This window comes from Bdellovibrio sp. HCB209, assembly GCF_047306065.1.
Taxonomy (GTDB): Bacteria; Bdellovibrionota; Bdellovibrionia; order Bdellovibrionales; family Bdellovibrionaceae; genus Bdellovibrio.
The window spans coordinates 1,921,705-1,937,624 of record NZ_CP178618.1 but is presented as its reverse complement, the minus strand read 5'-3'; the positions used below and the strand labels follow the sequence as shown (position 1 = coordinate 1,937,624).

At 43.0% G+C, this 15,920-nt stretch carries 16 protein-coding genes; 9 read left to right on the top strand and 7 right to left on the bottom strand.

Annotated features, from left to right (window positions below; translation table 11 throughout):
* Positions 1 to 4 precede the first annotated feature (4 nt).
* From rpmF to ACLVWP_RS09425, 6 genes are all read right to left on the bottom strand, one after another.
* The gene (gene rpmF / locus ACLVWP_RS09450) at positions 5 to 190 is read right to left on the bottom strand and encodes a 50S ribosomal protein L32 (RefSeq protein WP_088614632.1); all 186 of its coding nucleotides are present in this window, start codon (positions 188 to 190) and stop codon (positions 5 to 7) included.
* Between the two features lie 77 nt (positions 191 to 267).
* Positions 268 to 822 (bottom strand): YceD family protein, encoded by a 555-nt coding sequence (locus tag ACLVWP_RS09445; protein ID WP_413556991.1) that lies wholly within the window; start codon positions 820 to 822, stop codon positions 268 to 270.
* Between the two features lie 79 nt (positions 823 to 901).
* Positions 902 to 1,849 (bottom strand): ABC transporter substrate-binding protein, encoded by a 948-nt coding sequence (locus tag ACLVWP_RS09440; protein WP_413556990.1) that lies wholly within the window; start codon positions 1,847 to 1,849, stop codon positions 902 to 904.
* On the bottom strand, positions 1,846 to 2,601 hold the full coding sequence (locus ACLVWP_RS09435; RefSeq protein WP_413556989.1) for an ABC transporter permease: 756 nt from the start codon (positions 2,599 to 2,601) through the stop codon (positions 1,846 to 1,848). The genes ACLVWP_RS09440 and ACLVWP_RS09435 overlap by 4 nt, the downstream gene beginning before the upstream one ends.
* Positions 2,598 to 3,341 carry an ABC transporter ATP-binding protein gene (locus ACLVWP_RS09430; protein WP_413556988.1) on the bottom strand — a complete coding sequence of 248 codons (744 nt, stop codon included), beginning with the start codon at positions 3,339 to 3,341 and terminating at the stop codon, positions 2,598 to 2,600. Before ACLVWP_RS09430 ends, ACLVWP_RS09435 begins: the two co-directional genes overlap by 4 nt.
* Before the next feature lie 2 nt (positions 3,342 to 3,343).
* Positions 3,344 to 3,901 (bottom strand): TIGR02466 family protein, encoded by a 558-nt coding sequence (locus tag ACLVWP_RS09425; RefSeq protein ID WP_413556987.1) that lies wholly within the window; start codon positions 3,899 to 3,901, stop codon positions 3,344 to 3,346.
* Between the two features lie 272 nt (positions 3,902 to 4,173).
* On the opposite strand from ACLVWP_RS09425, the gene ACLVWP_RS09420 reads away from it, so the two are divergent.
* On the top strand, positions 4,174 to 4,500 hold the full coding sequence (locus tag ACLVWP_RS09420) for a hypothetical protein (protein ID WP_413556986.1): 327 nt from the start codon (positions 4,174 to 4,176) through the stop codon (positions 4,498 to 4,500).
* A gap of 112 nt (positions 4,501 to 4,612) precedes the next feature.
* Here the strand turns inward: ACLVWP_RS09420 and ACLVWP_RS09415 are convergent, their stop codons facing one another.
* Entirely contained in the window at positions 4,613 to 5,158 is a 546-nt protein-coding gene (locus tag ACLVWP_RS09415; protein WP_413561557.1) for a tyrosine-type recombinase/integrase, read from the bottom strand.
* A 371-nt stretch (positions 5,159 to 5,529) separates the two neighbouring features.
* Here ACLVWP_RS09415 and ACLVWP_RS09410 point away from each other — a divergent pair, with 371 nt between their 5' ends.
* The 8 genes from ACLVWP_RS09410 (at position 5,530) to ACLVWP_RS09375 (ending at position 15,866) form a co-directional block, all read left to right on the top strand.
* Entirely contained in the window at positions 5,530 to 6,153 is a 624-nt protein-coding gene (locus ACLVWP_RS09410) for a hypothetical protein (RefSeq protein WP_413561556.1), read from the top strand.
* Positions 6,150 to 7,895 carry an arginine--tRNA ligase gene (gene argS / locus ACLVWP_RS09405; protein ID WP_413561555.1) on the top strand — a complete coding sequence of 582 codons (1,746 nt, stop codon included), beginning with the start codon at positions 6,150 to 6,152 and terminating at the stop codon, positions 7,893 to 7,895. The genes ACLVWP_RS09410 and argS overlap by 4 nt, the downstream gene beginning before the upstream one ends.
* 110 nt (positions 7,896 to 8,005) lie before the next feature.
* Positions 8,006 to 9,121 (top strand): Glu/Leu/Phe/Val family dehydrogenase, encoded by a 1,116-nt coding sequence (locus tag ACLVWP_RS09400; protein WP_413561554.1) that lies wholly within the window; start codon positions 8,006 to 8,008, stop codon positions 9,119 to 9,121.
* Positions 9,122 to 9,329: 208 nt separating this feature from the next.
* Positions 9,330 to 10,139, top strand: coding sequence for a tetratricopeptide repeat protein (locus ACLVWP_RS09395; protein WP_413561553.1), 810 nt, complete (start codon positions 9,330 to 9,332; stop codon positions 10,137 to 10,139).
* Positions 10,140 to 10,157: 18 nt separating this feature from the next.
* Positions 10,158 to 11,315 carry a PQQ-binding-like beta-propeller repeat protein gene (locus ACLVWP_RS09390; RefSeq protein ID WP_413561552.1) on the top strand — a complete coding sequence of 386 codons (1,158 nt, stop codon included), beginning with the start codon at positions 10,158 to 10,160 and terminating at the stop codon, positions 11,313 to 11,315.
* Between the two features lie 22 nt (positions 11,316 to 11,337).
* Positions 11,338 to 11,724 carry a hypothetical protein gene (locus ACLVWP_RS09385; protein ID WP_413561551.1) on the top strand — a complete coding sequence of 129 codons (387 nt, stop codon included), beginning with the start codon at positions 11,338 to 11,340 and terminating at the stop codon, positions 11,722 to 11,724.
* A gap of 150 nt (positions 11,725 to 11,874) precedes the next feature.
* Positions 11,875 to 14,286: a hypothetical protein gene (locus ACLVWP_RS09380; RefSeq protein WP_413561550.1), complete on the top strand. Its 2,412-nt coding sequence runs from the start codon at positions 11,875 to 11,877 to the stop codon at positions 14,284 to 14,286.
* Entirely contained in the window at positions 14,265 to 15,866 is a 1,602-nt protein-coding gene (locus tag ACLVWP_RS09375) for a hypothetical protein (RefSeq protein WP_413561549.1), read from the top strand. The genes ACLVWP_RS09380 and ACLVWP_RS09375 overlap by 22 nt, the downstream gene beginning before the upstream one ends.
* The last annotated feature ends 54 nt before the right edge of the window (positions 15,867 to 15,920 follow it).

Genomic DNA, 15,920 nt, shown 5'->3' with positions numbered 1-15,920 from the left:
GTTATTACTTAGCTGCGCTGATTTGTTTGCCTTTGTAGTACAAAGCGCCGTCAGCACCTTTAGTTGCGCGGTGTGGGCGAACTAGCTCACCAGTTTTTTTGTTCAAAGCTACTGCTGGAGCAGACAAACCGTCATGAGAGCGGCGCATATCGCGTTTAGAACGGGATGTTTTTTTCTTAGGAGTTGGCATTTCAAACCTCTTTTAAATCTAACAATATGGAATCAGAAGTACGGTAATTTATATAAACTGCAATAAAAATCAAGTCTTTAATTAAGCTTTAAATTCTTTAAAGCTGCAAAAGGACTTTCTGGCTTTTCTACAGGCATTTCCTCGTTGTAGATAAGGCCCTGTTCTGGCTCAGGATTCGTGTAAATTGAGCAGTTCGGGTTGTCTTCTTTCGGGCAAACTGGATTGAACGGAGTCGCTAGAGCGATAACCTCGTGGAGGTATTCGCCCATATCGAAATGCTGACCGTCGTATTCGCAGAAATCGATATCGCCTTCGTGAAGGTCGCTTAAGTGATTTACTTTAGCGTATTTGCCGTTACGCGGCTGGTCTTGCTGAGGGATTAAGATCTCATGGAATTTCGCATCAATAGGCAACTTCATGTCGTTACCACAACGAGAGCACTGACAAGGCTCCTTTGTGATGATTTTCCCAGTCATATCAAAGTCTTTAGAGTTCAACGGGCGGATTGTAAACTCCGCTGTATAGGCTTCTTTACCGATAAGATCGGATAAAATAGCGTTAACTTCCCCGGTTTGGTTGTTCCAAACATAGGTAAGTCCGTCTTCAGGAATTTCTGCAAGATTGATTTTCATATAATAGACTCCGACAAGCGCTCCTTTTTAGGATAAATGAAGCACTTGGTCAAGATCAGAGTGGGGAATTGGAGTCCTTTTACGGTGTAAAAAGGTCTTTGGCGGCCGGGGAGGACTTAATTTGCTTTAAATCCTTCATTTGTTTCACCAAAGTCTCCCAGCGCTCAGTCTTCATCGAGCCCAGAAGAGCTCCCTTGGTCTCAATCAAAGGTTTTTGAATCTCAGCACCCTTATTGAAGGTCGCTAAATCCAGAGCTCTGTTCAGCTTTGCCATGTGCTGATTGGCTTTCGTGGGATCTTTTAAATAAGATTCCCAGCCTTTGCGTGTGGCTTCAGTCATCTTTTTTACCAGCTCAGGATTCTTTTTAAGAGTTTCAGCGCGGGTCGCAAGAACAACTACGTAGGGATTGAATCCTTCGTCCGCAACCAAAAAGCTTTTTACTTTGGCTCCGGATTTTTCAGCGACCAAAGGTTCAATGGCGATAAAGCCTTGTTGCGAGAACTTTTTGTCGTTCAAGAAGTTCGCAACTCCCCCCATGTAGGGAACCACATTGGCTTTGGGTTTTCCTAATTTTTGCGCCAGGAATTGATAATAAGGTAAACCCGCTTGCACGGCTAAAGTTCCTTCGCCTGCAAAGACATCTTTCAGGTTTTGAAAACCATTTTCGGCGTGTGACATAATCACGTAAGGAGCTGTTTGATAAACGGCGAACAAGGCAACGACCTTGTTTTTAGAATTGCGATCTTGAGAAAGAACAATTTCATCAGCGCTGACGATGGCGAAATCAACCTTACCATTCGCAAGCATTTGGACTGTGGGAGTTCCAGATCCACCTTCTTGGATGTTGATGCTGATTCCATTTTTTAGATAATCACCATCGATTGCGGCGGCGTAAAATCCACCGAATTCAGGTTCAGCTTTCCAGTTAAGTGCCAAAGTGACGGCCGTTGCTGCAGTAGATGTTTTCTCAGCAGCTAGCGAAAGAGTTCCACAAAGCAAAATGATAGACAGTAAAAGTGATTTCATAAATCTCCCGTGGAATAAGGCCTGCGGCTTTGTAAAAGACGATGACTTAAAGTCAAAGCACCGATCATCAATAGACCCATAACTGATAGTAAAATCAAGGCTCCGAACACTATATCGACGCGTTGTTGAGTTCTAGCGGCATCAATCATAGCCCCCAGACCGCCACCAGCGACAAATTCGCCAGCAATAGAGCCGATGATTGAAAGACCTGCTGAGATCTTTAATCCAGAATAGATATAAGAATACGCAGCCGGAAGTTTAAGTTTCCATAAAGTTTGCCAGGAGCTTGCGCGATAAACTCTGAAAAGATCCAGTTGATTGGCACTAACGCTTTCCAGACCCATCAAAGTATTTGCGATAATCGGAAAGATCGAAACGATAAAACTGGAAGCGATCACCGTTGGCGCTCCAAAGCCGAAATAGATCACTAAAAGCGGAGCCACCGCAATGATAGGCACAGTCTGAAAAAACACTGCAAATGGCAAAATAGCGCGTTTTAAAAGGCTCGATAAGGAAAACAGGATTGCTAATGTCGTTCCAAATAAAATACTTAAAATCCAACCGCTCAAAGTATTCGTTAAAGTCTGCAAAAACGATGTAACATAATCAGTTTTTAATTCGATCAAAGTTTTTACGATGGTTTCCGGTGCTGGAATCAAAGTTTCAGCAATAATATTTTGCTTCACTAAAACTTGTAAAACACAGGTCACTAAAAGAAAAAATCCAAGAGCTGGCGCCATTCGTTTCATCATTGTTTTAAGCCCTCGGAAAGCACTTTGATGACGTCATTTAATTCTTTGGATGTTCTTAGTTCGTCGTTTCTTTGTTTCGGCAGGTCTAACTTCTGATCTAAAACGATGTTTCCGCCGGATTTACCCAGTAAAACCACGCGTTCTGACATGAAAACAGCCTCTGATAACGAATGTGTTACAAATAAAACTGTGATTCCTTCACTCATCCATAGATCGCGCAGCTGTTTTTGCATCTGGAAACGCGTGAATTCATCTAGGGCTGCAAACGGTTCATCCATCAATAAGAGCTTTGGATTCGTAACCAGGGCTCTGGCAATGGAGGCTCGCATCTTCATACCCCCAGACAATTGGTGAGGGAAAAGATCTTCGCTGCCTTCAAGGTTTACTTTTTTAAGTGTCGATAAAACGCGGGATTTAATTTCACTTTTTGAAATCGCTTTAAGTTCTGGACTGATCTCAAAGGGGAGCGCGACATTTTCAAAAACTGTTTTCCAAGGCAGTAAGTTTGCGTCTTGAAAAACATATCCAAAATGATTGGCCTGAGAATTATGAACTTCACCTGATGTGGGATTTTCAAGTCCGGCGATCAATCTTAAAACTGTCGATTTGCCACATCCAGAGGGCCCGACTAATGACAAGAACGAGCTTTCTGCGATCTGTAAATTGAAACTCTTCAGAACATCTTTTGTCCCAAAGCTTTTCTTTAAGTTAGTAAGTTGAATCCCGGAACTTTCACGCATTCTTAAACCCAGTCGTAGTTAAAGCTGATGCTGATGCGTTCTTTGTCTGCATTGTTTGCAGGAACCTCGTGGCGCAACCAGCTTTCAAACAGCACAACAGCGCCTTCTTGCGGTTCAATCGAGTGATAGCGTTGATTGTGAGCCTTTGCATCGTGCTTGCGTGGCGGAGTGGCCATGAAAGAATCCATACGGGGATCTTCAAATTTAATCGCTGAACAATTTTTCGGTGTTTGCAAATAGTAAGTCCCGCTAATAACTGATAGCGGGTGAAGGTGCATCGTGTGATTCACTGACGGCGGCATGATATTAATCCAGCAAGAGCTCATGCGCAGTTCTTTGGGATCGATATCCATTTCTAAATGCTTTACGAATTTGCGAACGTGTTTGTTAAGGAGCTTTTCCAGATCTCCAAAGGTGCTAGAGAACTGATGAAGTTGCGCCATCGATCCATAAGATGTGTAGCCGCCCTTATAGTTCTTTTTGCACCACTCGTGACCCTCTTCATCTATTTCAGCGATTTTAAGGGCTTCCTTTTTAAGGTCTTTATTTAAGGGAACCATCTTTGCTTTGTCTTGAAGGGGGGCGAAATAGATAAATGTAGGAAAGAGGCTTTTAATCATTCAGAACCTGCCAGTTTGATCCAATTTTGAGACGAAATTCCCGTCTAATATTGAGACTTTAGGCTCAAAAACACCTAAGCGCAAGCGACTATGATCATTTCCTTTACACCCGCGGAGCGCGGAAGGTCACACCCCGGTGCCAGATCGATTAAAAGCTGGCACGCGGTGGCACCGACGATGCATTAGTAGTCTGTATTACCAAGGAGTGAATTATGAAGAAGCAAGTATTGATCGCACTAATGACTTTGATCCCAATGACATCTTTCGCAAAAGTTGCTGATTTCGGTTCAATGATTACTGAAAACGCAGCGGCGCAAAAAGAACTTCATGAATCTGTTCGCGGCAACCTTCAAGAAACTCGCGAAGTTGTAGCTAAAGATCGTGAAAAGATTGTGATCGTTGAAGCTAAAGGTACTTCTTATAATTCACCAACGAACAAAGAGATGTTGCGTTTCGCGAAAGAGAAATCTTCTGCAGCTCCATCTCAAGACAAACAGTTTGATCGTCTTGCGAACGAAATTCGCAGCATGGATCAATAATCCAAATTTATTCCCCAACCCCCAAAAATGTGCACTCCTTAAAGCGCTGGTTTCCCCCGACCGGCGCTTTTTTTATTTCCGGAATACCATCCAAATTAAAGAGTCGAATCGACTATAGAATAAGCTTACGAAGCTCTTGTTGAGAGTAAACGTAGTCTGCGTAGACCATCGTATTTGCGATGTTTCTGTGTCCCAAAGCGACCTGCACCAGGCGCAAATCCTTGGTTTTTCGATACAGTTCGATCGCAAAAGTATGCCTTAAAGAGTGGAACTTTTTAGGGACCGGGCGATACATTTCCCAGATTTGATAAAGTCGGGGATAGGTGATGGGGAATACCAGGTTACCTGTTTGTTCTTTGGCCTGCTGTTCGGCGAATCTGTGAAGTCGTTCAAAAATAGCTGAATGAATTGGAATTTCCCGGTCATTTGAGTTCTTAAGCCCCCGGATAAAGATGCTTTCATCGTAGGGGTTCAGATCTGACCTTTGAATATTAAGGATTTCCTGAGCCCGGGCGCCGGTCTTTAAACCCACCCAAAACATCAAACAATTGCGTGGATCTTTGAGTTCAAAATCCGTGAGAATTTTTCGCAAACGTTCAACCTCGGGTTCGAGGAGATATTTGTTCTTATTAAGTTGATACCTAGGTGCCGGAGCCATGATTCATCATTCAAAAGTTAAATGGGGTCTGGCAATCGATATCTTATAACGCATTGCATCTAAAGTGGTGATAGGTAAATAATTTTTGTTTATAGATACTAGACTAGACGCGTCGAAGCCATTTACTCAAAAACGGCCATATAAAATAAACAGTAATATCATACACATAGCACTATAGCTTATGGCTATAAGCTATAGTCTGAATTGAAAAAGGGGTATGTAGGGGTACCCAGGGCGGATTCTTTTGTGGTTTCAAAGACTTAGCTTGACTCCCCATCGGGACCTTTTAAAGTATACATGTATTTCACAACGCATTTCAATGCGTATAACAACACTAATATTGTGAAATACAACAGTCTGGGAGGCTTTAAATGGATATGGAGACCCAGGGTCTAGGTATGGACCCCCACGAAAAGGACGTTTTAAACGAGGGGTATATCGAGGGTTCTTTAGGCTCTGCATTTGAAATCGAGGCAGGGGAGACTACTCCCCGTTCAAAGACATCTTTAAGGATGCATTATGAAGCCCAGATTTCAGTTCTTCGTCGTCAGATGGGGGATTTGGAATCGATTCGTTTGGGATTGGGGCTTTCACAACGCAAAATGAGCCAGCTTTTGATGGTCGATCCAAGCAGTTGGACTCGATGGACTAAGCAAGGTGATGAAGCTCCCCCGCATGTTTGGCGCGCCCTTCAGTGGTATTCGATTTTGAACGAAAAAATCCCTGGTTTGACGCCGCAATATTTCATGAATCAAAGCCCCCAGGTCTTACATCAGAAGGCTTTGCAGGAATTGGAATCGGAAAAAGCCGAAAGACAGGCAGAAATGTCGGTTTTATCGCGCAAATTGGATGGTTTTTCCGCTGAAAAGCAGGCTTTGAATGCAGAAGTCGCAAAGCTTAAAAAAGACCTTAAATTTCACCGAAAAATCAGTATATTCATTCTTTCTATGTCGCTCGTTTGGGCTGCCGTCTTTTTAGTTTGGAAATTTATATGATTAAACACGATTCAATCCGCCTTTTAGCCACTGAAAAAATCGCAGCTGCGATTCAAAAGATGGGTCACGACCTGTCGGCCGATGAAATCTATAAAGCTCTGGTTGAGCCACCAAATTCTGACCTTGGCGACTTGGCCTATGGCTGCTTCATTTTGGCGAAATCTTTGAAAAAAGGCCCTCCGCAAATTTCTGGCGAGTTAGCTGCTAATATGGAGCTTGATTCCAACTTGATTAAGGCTCAAGCGGCTGGACCTTATTTGAATCTAACTTTCGCGCCTCAAGCTTTCGGTGAAAAAGTTTTGAATCCTATTTTGACAGGCGAACACTTTAAAAAAGCCCTTGTTGAAAAAGCGCCGAAAACAATGATCGAGTACTCTCAGCCAAATACTCACAAAGAACTTCACGTGGGTCACATGCGTAACTTGTGTCTGGGTGATTCAATCGTTCGTATGTTGAGATATGCGGGTCGCGAAATCGTTTCTGCGACTTTCCCAGGCGATATGGGAACTCACGTGGCGAAATGTCTTTGGTATATGAAAAAACACAATCAAGAACCTGTTCCTGCAACTGGAAAAGGTGAATGGTTGGGTAGCATGTATTCCAAAGCGAATTTGCTATTGGAAGATCAAAACGGAACTCCCCAGGAAGATTTGAATCGCCAGGAATTGACCGCTATCTTGAAACAACTTGAAGCAGGCAAAGGTGAATACTTTGATTTGTGGAAAGAAACTCGCGAATGGTCAATTGAATTGATGAAGTCTGTCTATAAGTGGGCGGATGTCACTTTTGACGAGTGGTATTTTGAATCCGAAATGGATGCTCCCTCTGCAGCGTGGGTTAAAGAACTTTATGCTGAGGGCAAACTGGAAAAATCAGAAGGTGCGATCGGTAAGAATCTAGAAGCTGAAAAATTGGGTTTCTGTATGCTTTTGAAATCCGATGGTACCGGTCTTTATGCGACCAAAGATTTGCTTTTGGCTCGTCATAAATTTGAAGACGTTCATATCGAAAAATCTGTGTATATCGTAGATATGCGCCAAGCTTTGCACTTTAAACAAGTCTTCCGCGTTCTTGAGATGCTGGGCTTTGAGCAAGCTAAGAACTGCTTCCATCTTCAGTACAACTATGTGGAGCTTCCAGATGGCGCGATGAGTTCTCGTAAGGGAAATATCGTTCCTTTGAATGCTCTTGTTCATAATATGGAAGAGCACGTTAAAACGACATATCTAGCTCGTTACGCCAACGAATGGTCTCCAGAAGATATCAAATTGATTGCATCGCAAGTTGCAAAAGGCGCTATTTTCTATGGAATGCTTCGTATGGATACGAATAAAAAAATCGTATTCGATATGAATGAATGGCTAAAACTTGATGGGGAGTCTGGACCATTTATCCAGTACTCGCATGCGCGTATTCAAAGTTTGTTGCGTAAGTTCCCGCGCACGCAAAAATCTGTGAACTGGGCGTTGCTCACTCATCCGGCAGAAAAACAAATGATGCAGGCTTTGTCTGGATTTAATACGGCAGTTGCGCAAGCGGCTGAAAATTATAAGCCAGCTGCGATCTGTACTTATTTGTATGAAACGGCGAAAAAATTTAACGTCTTCTATCATGAGTGTCCGATCGGAACAGAAAAAGACGAATCAGTTCGTGAAGCACGTCTTGCTTTAAGCTCTGCTGTAGGAGCGACTTTGAAGCAAGGTATGGCAGTTCTTGGAATGCCAGCTCCAGAAAAGATGTAACCTTATTGAGAGCATTTAACCCGGCGTGTATAGCGCTGGGTGTAAGTACTAGTCTTTTTACTCAAATGGAACAATGATCCCTAGGCAATTCTAATTAAGGAGAATTTTCCATGGGAACGTTTGAGGTAATCTCTAAACATGGTGATCACGAGCAAGTTGTTTTCTGTAACGACCCTGCTGTAGGTCTTAAAGCTATCATCGCAATTCATAACACATCATTGGGTCCAGCTTTGGGTGGAACTCGTATGTGGAACTATAAAAATGAAGATGAAGCTTTGGTCGACGTTCTTCGTTTGTCTAAAGGTATGACTTATAAAGCTGCTGCTTCAGGTTTGAACTTGGGTGGTGGTAAAGCCGTTATCATTGGTGATGCGAAGACACAAAAATCTGAAGGTCTTTTCCGCGCTTTCGGTCAATTCGTAAACTCTTTGAATGGTAAATACATCACGGCTGAAGACGTGGGTACATCAGTTCAAGATATGGAACATATCTACATGGAAACTCCATGGGTAACTGGTATCCCTAAAGACTTTGGTGGTTCTGGCGATCCATCTCCATACACTGCACACGGTGTTTTGATGGGTATTAAAGCTTCTGCTAAAGAAAAATTCGGTACAGATTCATTGAAAGGTATGCGCGTAGCAGTTCAAGGTCTTGGTAACGTAGGTTCCAACCTTGTTAAGTACCTTAAAGAAGAAGGCGCAGAAATCACTGTTGCTGATATCGATATGGCTCGTACGAAAAAGATCTCTGAAGTTTACGGCTCTAAAGCTGTTAGCTCTGATGAAATCCTTTTCACTGAGTGCGATATCTTGGCTCCATGTGCATTGGGCGCGATCGTTAACGATCAATCCATCACTAAATTCAAAACGAAAGTTATCGCTGGTGGCGCGAATAACGTACTAGCTGAAGCTCGTCACGGTGACCAATTGAAAGAATTGGGCATCCTTTACGCTCCAGACTACGTAATCAACGCCGGTGGTTTGATGAACGTATTCGTTGAACTTGAGGGCTACTCTCCAGAGCGCGCATTTGAGAAAACAAAACGCGTTTACGATAACATTCTTAAAGTTTACGAGATCGCAAAACGTGACAATATCGGTACACACACTGCTGCGGACCGTATGGCTGAAGAGCGTATCAACACAATTGGTCGCTTGAAACAACGTCACCCAGGTAAATCTTCTCGTTCATTCACAACGTTGAAAGAAGTTTACAACAGATAATCGGCGGCAGCCGGCAGAGCTGAAGCGCCGGTCGGCGCGTAAGCTGAAGCAGCTTAAAAGCACTTTTAGAGGCTCGTTACCTTCTGGTAACGGGCCTTTTTTTTATTCCTGTCGACGCAGCGAACTAGAGGTCTCTCGGGGTTGACTCTCATAGGGTCCAGTTTAACAATTATTCGGTCTAAGTATTTATTAACAGCGAGGAATTATCTTGAGCACGAAGTTTACTAAAGAAGAGTTGAAAAGCCCTGACCAAGTCACAAAAACATTGAGAGAAGGATTTGTCTGGACGACAACTCACTCCCAAATCGTGATCACTGCTGTTATCGCATTCATCGTTGTTGGCGCTGGCGCTTCTTTGATGAATTACTTCTCTACTAAAAAAGAAAACGCAGAACAGGCTAAATACTTCGTATTGGAAAAAGCCTATACAGAGAAAAAACGTGGCTTTGAAGAGGTGGCTCGCGCTGAAGCGACAGCCGCTAACGCTAAAGACAAAAAGACAGCTCCAGCTGTTGATCTTAGCAAAAAAGCTTCTGGCGACGTTCAGAAGGATTTCGGTTCTGTGATCACTGGCTTTGAAGCGATGATCAACGAAGCTCCAAAAACAACAGCTAGCCAAATGGCAGCATTGAATTTGAGCGACATCTTTGTTTCTTACAAAAAATATGATGAAGCTATGGCTGCATTGACTAAAGTTGAAGCTGGTTTGAATAAATCAGACCTGACTTCAGGACTTGTATGGATGCAAATGGGCAACGTATTGGCTGATAAAGGTGATTGCAAAGCTGCGATCGACAAATGGGCTGTGATCGTTGGCTCTAAAGCTTTCTCTTTTGCTCATGACGAAGCAAAATTGCGCCAAGGTCTTTGCTATGAGTCTTTGAATGACACAGCTAAGGCTGAGGCTCTTTACACTGAGGTTTCTAATCCTGCAGCTGATCCGCAAACGATGGATTCTGTTTCTTCTCGTGAAGCAGCTAAGTACCTTCGTTTGTTGAAAGCTAAAAAGAATCTTTAATAGTCGGGAAACAAGACCATGAAGTTTTTGTACCTAGGGGCTTTGGCTCTATTGATGGCGGGCTGTACGACAATTGATCAATCGGTTGATAAAACGATGGACCAATGGCGCGCCCTAAATAACAGCAAGAGAACTTTCGAAGTAAAGACTGCATGGGTTCGTCAAACAACTCATAAAGACAATCTGGGATTCCGTAAAATCAACCGTATGACACCGCTTTTGGCTGGTGAATTGGTGATTCAAGGTAACGGTATGGACGGGATCTCTGCTTATGGCCGTGAAGACGGTCAGTTGAAATGGTCTTTGCCTATTAAAAATGGTGTTGAACCAAGTGCGACACTGATTCGTGATCGTCTTTTTGTTGGTGCGAGTGATGGAAACTTCTATTCTATCGAAGCTAGCACAGGCCGTGTTCAATGGACTTTCCCAACTAAATCAGAAAACCTATCTGAACCTTTACTTGATGAAGGTATTGTCTATTTCCTAGCTGGAAATAACGTTCTATATGCGTTGGATGCAGCAACAGGCCGTCAGGTTTGGTTGTACTCTCGCCAAGACACATCTGTGTTCTCTATTCGCGGCGGCAGTAAGCCAGCAATTCGTAATGGCAACTTGTATATTGGTTTCTCTGACGGCTCTTTGGTGGCGTTTAATGCGAAATCAGGCGCTATCACATGGGAGCTTCAGTTAAATCGCAACAAGCGTTTCCGTGATATCGATGCAAGTCCCATCCTAGATGGCGATCAAATCTATATCGCGGGTTACGATGACAAGCTTTATGCTGTTTCAGCCACAAAAGGCGAAGTCATGTGGCGTGTAGATCAAGGCGGATACAGTTCTGTCTTGGTAGGTCCAGATCGTATTTACTATCCAACGACAGGTGGCGAAGTTCTGGCATTGAATAAAGCCAATGGTCAAAAAGTCTGGAGCTTTAAAGTTCAAGACGGTATTGCCACTCAAGTAAAACTCTTTAAAGGCATTCTGACATTTGGGGAGTCCCAAGGTCGCCTTCAGTTCTTGGATGCTTCTACAGGCCAAGTCCTGGGCAATATGGAGCCAGGTCGCGGTATTCTTTCCTCCCCGCAAGTGGATGAAAAAAGTAACCGTGTGTATTTCATCTCTGGGGAAGCTAATTTGTACGCCGTTGATGCACAATGGGTTCGTAGCAATTACTAAATCAAAAGTCGGGGAGAGTTGAATGAGAAAACTAGTTACAATGCTTATTCCGGTTCTAATTTTAGCGGCCTGTTCACATGGTGACTGCCGTGGTGAAAAAAGAAAAAACTCTCAAGCAAACCCTGAAACAGGAGCTGCTGTGGCGACTACTTCAAATGCTTCCGATCGCGTAAAAGTCTTTAAACCAGATGGTTCTTTGCAATGTGGCCAGGGGAAAAGAATCCCCGTGGCAGATATGCAAAAGGAACTGGGTTCTATCCAAGTTTTCTCTAGCAAAAATCAAAACGACGGCATGATGCGCATCCAAGTTTGCGGTAGCCCCACTGGTAACTGCAACGTGTATGAAATCGATCGCAAAGATCTAGCGGCCGCTCAAAAAGCCGGCTTTAAAGAGTGGACTGCAGAGTAATCTGCCCCACCGTCTCATATTGAGACGTCATTATTACGTACACCTAGATGACGATTCTCGCGGGGAGTGCTGGAAACTCCCCGTATAGTTCCTAAATTCAACAACTTAACCTCGCACTCCTTTTGCATTTTGAATGCCTTGAGGTGTTCTATGGTTAAAAAGGTGCTTCTGGCAGTGCTGTCGGTTTCTATTGGTGTAAGCTCGGTAAGAGTTTACGCAAAGCCCGTAGATTCGTCGGATCGATACGTTCAAGACGTTAAAATGCACGGCGAAGCCATTGAACAATTAGAAATGCTTCTAACTGTTGATAGAGCCCATTTCTATGCTCAAAACCTAGCTGATGCCTTTGAAGGAAAAGTTGATCCTGAAATCATCAAAGCACTTCGTAGCGTGACGCCTGAGGATCTTTATCCGAGCGGTAAAGGTATTTATCTTAAGACAATCAATCAGCACAAAGCCATTCTTGATTTAGTTTCTCAAAAGCTAGCAGACAAAGGATTTAAAATCACGGATGCGGCTTTAGCGGAAAAGCTGCAATGGAATTATGAGTTCTTTAAAAACAAAATGGCCGCGCGCTTTATCTTAAAAGAATATCAAGAGGCCCGCAAAGCTGAGCCTATTAATCTAGTCGAGGTTGAGGCCCCAGCTCAACGATCTGTGCCTAAAATCTCTGGGACAAAGTACCTACTAGATACAGAAAGATATATTGCAGAGAAAACAACTCGAGCGATTTTCTGGGACGCCATCATTAGTGATCGAGATTTTTATTTCCACGTGGGAAATCAACAGGATTTCCAAAACACGGTAAAGGCTAATAAAATTAGAATTCTTCATGAAGTGAAGCCGATGGCTAACAACTACAATAAGATCTTTTTTGTCTATGATGAGAGAACCAATCGTTATGCTTATATGATGAACTTGATCTCTGGCGATGACCGAGTCAAACATCTGATTGCTCAATTGCGTTTGATTAAATTCGAGGGAAAGACCTTCTTTGATAATAAAAAAGACAAGGTTCGTGTTTTTGGTGACGTGGCTGAGTTTCACAAACGCCAAGAAAATGCTTTGATCGATATCTATAGACGCCTTCCAAAGGCTGACAAAGTCATTATTGGTCAAAAGGGTGCTATTGAGGATGCGATTAAAAATGCAGGTATGCTGAGTGTTCTGACAACAGACACTCAATCGACACTTAATTCAATGGCTCTTCCGCAAAACAAGGCTGATAAATTCAGCAAGATCGTGACTGATGCTAAAGTAACAAGTGCTTTCCAGCTTTCAGCTATACAAAAAAGCCCGGTTAAGGTTGATGTCGCTTATCAAAACGCGAAAGACACCGTAGCGAGAAACTATGCTCAGTTCACATCGGAACAAGCCAGCCATGAGTTCTCTGATTATCTTCTTTTAGACAAGGATGGAAACGTAAAACGCTGGAGAGTGATCTCTGCGGTTTGGGGCGATGAGATTAAGCCTATCGCCATTGCTCTTCGTAAAACAAATCATATGGACATCGTTTACATCGGTACTGCTGGTGCTATTGATGGTAAGGGCCTCAAAGTCGGCGATGTAGTCGCTGGCTCTTACGTTACCACTCATGAAGGACACAAATTGCCATTCTCTGAGGGTAAATTACAACCGACACCTTCAGAGCGTCCTTACGTCGTTGGTCAAGTTCACACCCCATTTGAGGAGACAGACACGTGGCTTAAAAAGCAAGGTCCAGGCATGGATATCGTGGAGGTTGAAACAGGATATCTCCGCCAACAGTTGGATTATGCTACTAAACTAGAGGCTTATTTCTTGATTTCAGATGTTGTGGGTTCTGAGAGCGAAACATTAGCTCATGCGGCTCAGTCTTCTTCCAAACGAAAAAATGGCCAACTGCGTTTGCTTGAAAACCTCTTTGTCAGCAACGGAATCGTGGCACCTATTTCAAACTTTGAACCTATTCAAGGTGATGCGGTATTCAGAACGACTTTGAAAAAAGCTCAAGAGCTTCGTCCATCACGAGACATTTTATCTTTGTTCCAGATTACTCAGGTGGCAATTCGTAATGGTAAAACTTCTGTGGAAGATCTAGAAGCTTTGCTGAAAAAAGAACCTGCATTTGATCGCTGGCAAATGGATGCTCCCTTAAAAATGCTAGGTGGCCTTTTGCATACCGTACAAAATAGACTTACCAAAAAATCTCCGATTGGGATCATTGCTAATGAGATTTTCAACGGGACTTACAACCCGAAGGTGAAAACCGAAGTTACTATTGTTTTGCCTGAAGGCGTATCTGTCGCAGCGATGAAGCAATCCCTGGGCGACCGTTGGCCGTTCTTTCATAAGGCATTGAATGCATACTTTGACCTCAAGATGGTTGAAGCAAAGCAGGCTCCGACGAGCCAAATTAAATATACATTGGCAAAAGATTACAGCTCTTTCTACGAGCTATATCGCGAAGAGGTCTTGCATAAAGCTGGTTTCATTAGCGAAGTCGATGATGCTGGCAGAAATCGTGTGAAACAGATCCCTGGTCTTGCTGGAGGCGTAAAGTGCGAAGCCGTTTTCCGTTAATTCTTATTGCGACTTTCCAAATGACGGTGGTTCCAGCCCAGGCTGGTATTTTGTCGAAGCTGATCGATAAACTGACTGGTAGAGGCGTTTATTCCTCTTTTCAAGAGCTCAGTGTTGATGAGTCGATGCAGGAGTTCGTAAAATCAATCAACAGCAAGAATGTAGGCTTTTTTAAAAGCGATCCGAATCCTTTAAGAACTTCGACATTTGCTCAAGCTGAGAAGGTCAGTTTTATTAATAACGACAACCATACGCAGATTGTTTCTGAATATCGTGTGGATGGATTGTATTTGACCTTTCAGTACGATGAAATCGCAGTCAAAAACCCTGAATTAATGTTGAAAGACTTAAATGTTTTTACGGTTCTGACACGTTTTCACGAAGTAAATAATATTTCTTCCCACAGACCGTTCTTGGCTACAGTTCTAGAGTCTCCCCATAGCTGGGTTGAGACTCAACGAAATGCTCTGGATGGTAGTGTTATTTCAAAATCACGCCTACAAGATATCGAGTTAGAGCTTCTGCGTTCTAATGTTAGCTTGGTGAATACTGAATTTATCAATGCTCTTACTAAAGATTCCAGCACCGCAAAAAGTCGTTTGCCGCTAGAGATTGAAATCGCTGAAAAGAAATCAGCAGAACTTCGTCTGCAAGCGCAAGTTCAGGCCAAAAAACAACAGAAAGCTTTGGATAAATTAAGAGATGAATCGGGGACTCTAAAAAATTTTGAGTCTATGGATGAAAAGCTCAATGATTTGATCCTTAAAAACGATCGCGCCGGTGTTGCTCGTATGCTGGAAGCTTACTTACCTTGGTCCGTGATGGAGCCAGGGGAGATTAAGGCTTGGAAAATTTGGCTTCAGGCGATTGAATTTCCCGATAACTCGAAAATGGCTGTGGCTTTCCGTGGCGTAGATTATTCAACGGATAAAGTTCAACGTCTAACGCTTCCATCCGGCGAAGAACGTTTTGGTTTTATGTCGACGGTTCTAACTAAGAATCAAGGAAGTTACTCGCGACGTTTAAGATCTCTGTCTACAAATCGCGTGAAAAATGGTGATGTGGCCGCCGACGTTTTAACAGACAGTGTTTTTGTTGGAAAAATATCTGACCAAATGAGTGCTCACGCAAAAAATCCGTCAGCCTCAAGCTTTATTTCTTTTACGTACAGTCCAAGTGTCGCAACACGCTTTATTGGCCGTGATAAAAGCACTGTAATTGATGGAAACAAGGTCTATAAGCCAGGTGGTGGCTTTTTAGCGGTACAGATGGATTCAAGACGTTTGTTTCCAAACTTTCCTTCGATGTTTGGGAAAGAAATCGAACTTTTAGCTCCGCTAATAATCTTTCCAGATGAAGTGGTTGCCTTTAAAGAAAGTCATTTCAGAAACCATGAGTATGAAGAATTGATGGAAAAGATCGCGATTAAAACCGGCAATGATCCTAAGACTTGGGAGCGCATGAGCGATGTTCCTAAGATCGATATTGCGAACTATAAACGCGATGGTTTTGCTTTCTTTAAAGAACTGAATGAAAGGCCTTTAAATGCAGGATCTTGCAGTAAGGTCTTTGTTCAATGAAACATAATCAATAATTCAAATAAGTAGTCTTAAAGATGGCTGATCGTTTCATCG

What these genes read in the sequence shown, in the direction of transcription:
- rpmF (WP_088614632.1), bottom strand. Translation starts at nt 190, where the DNA reads ATGCCAACTCCTAAGAAAAAAACATCCCGTTCTAAACGCGATATGCGC.
- ACLVWP_RS09445 (WP_413556991.1), bottom strand. Translation starts at nt 822, where the DNA reads ATGAAAATCAATCTTGCAGAAATTCCTGAAGACGGACTTACCTATGTT.
- ACLVWP_RS09440 (WP_413556990.1), bottom strand. Translation starts at nt 1,849, where the DNA reads ATGAAATCACTTTTACTGTCTATCATTTTGCTTTGTGGAACTCTTTCG.
- ACLVWP_RS09435 (WP_413556989.1), bottom strand. Translation starts at nt 2,601, where the DNA reads ATGATGAAACGAATGGCGCCAGCTCTTGGATTTTTTCTTTTAGTGACC.
- ACLVWP_RS09430 (WP_413556988.1), bottom strand. Translation starts at nt 3,341, where the DNA reads ATGCGTGAAAGTTCCGGGATTCAACTTACTAACTTAAAGAAAAGCTTT.
- ACLVWP_RS09425 (WP_413556987.1), bottom strand. Translation starts at nt 3,901, where the DNA reads ATGGTTCCCTTAAATAAAGACCTTAAAAAGGAAGCCCTTAAAATCGCT.
- ACLVWP_RS09420 (WP_413556986.1), top strand. Translation starts at nt 4,174, where the DNA reads ATGAAGAAGCAAGTATTGATCGCACTAATGACTTTGATCCCAATGACA.
- ACLVWP_RS09415 (WP_413561557.1), bottom strand. Translation starts at nt 5,158, where the DNA reads ATGGCTCCGGCACCTAGGTATCAACTTAATAAGAACAAATATCTCCTC.
- ACLVWP_RS09410 (WP_413561556.1), top strand. Translation starts at nt 5,530, where the DNA reads ATGGATATGGAGACCCAGGGTCTAGGTATGGACCCCCACGAAAAGGAC.
- argS (WP_413561555.1), top strand. Translation starts at nt 6,150, where the DNA reads ATGATTAAACACGATTCAATCCGCCTTTTAGCCACTGAAAAAATCGCA.
- ACLVWP_RS09400 (WP_413561554.1), top strand. Translation starts at nt 8,006, where the DNA reads ATGGGAACGTTTGAGGTAATCTCTAAACATGGTGATCACGAGCAAGTT.
- ACLVWP_RS09390 (WP_413561552.1), top strand. Translation starts at nt 10,158, where the DNA reads ATGAAGTTTTTGTACCTAGGGGCTTTGGCTCTATTGATGGCGGGCTGT.
- ACLVWP_RS09385 (WP_413561551.1), top strand. Translation starts at nt 11,338, where the DNA reads ATGAGAAAACTAGTTACAATGCTTATTCCGGTTCTAATTTTAGCGGCC.
- ACLVWP_RS09380 (WP_413561550.1), top strand. Translation starts at nt 11,875, where the DNA reads ATGGTTAAAAAGGTGCTTCTGGCAGTGCTGTCGGTTTCTATTGGTGTA.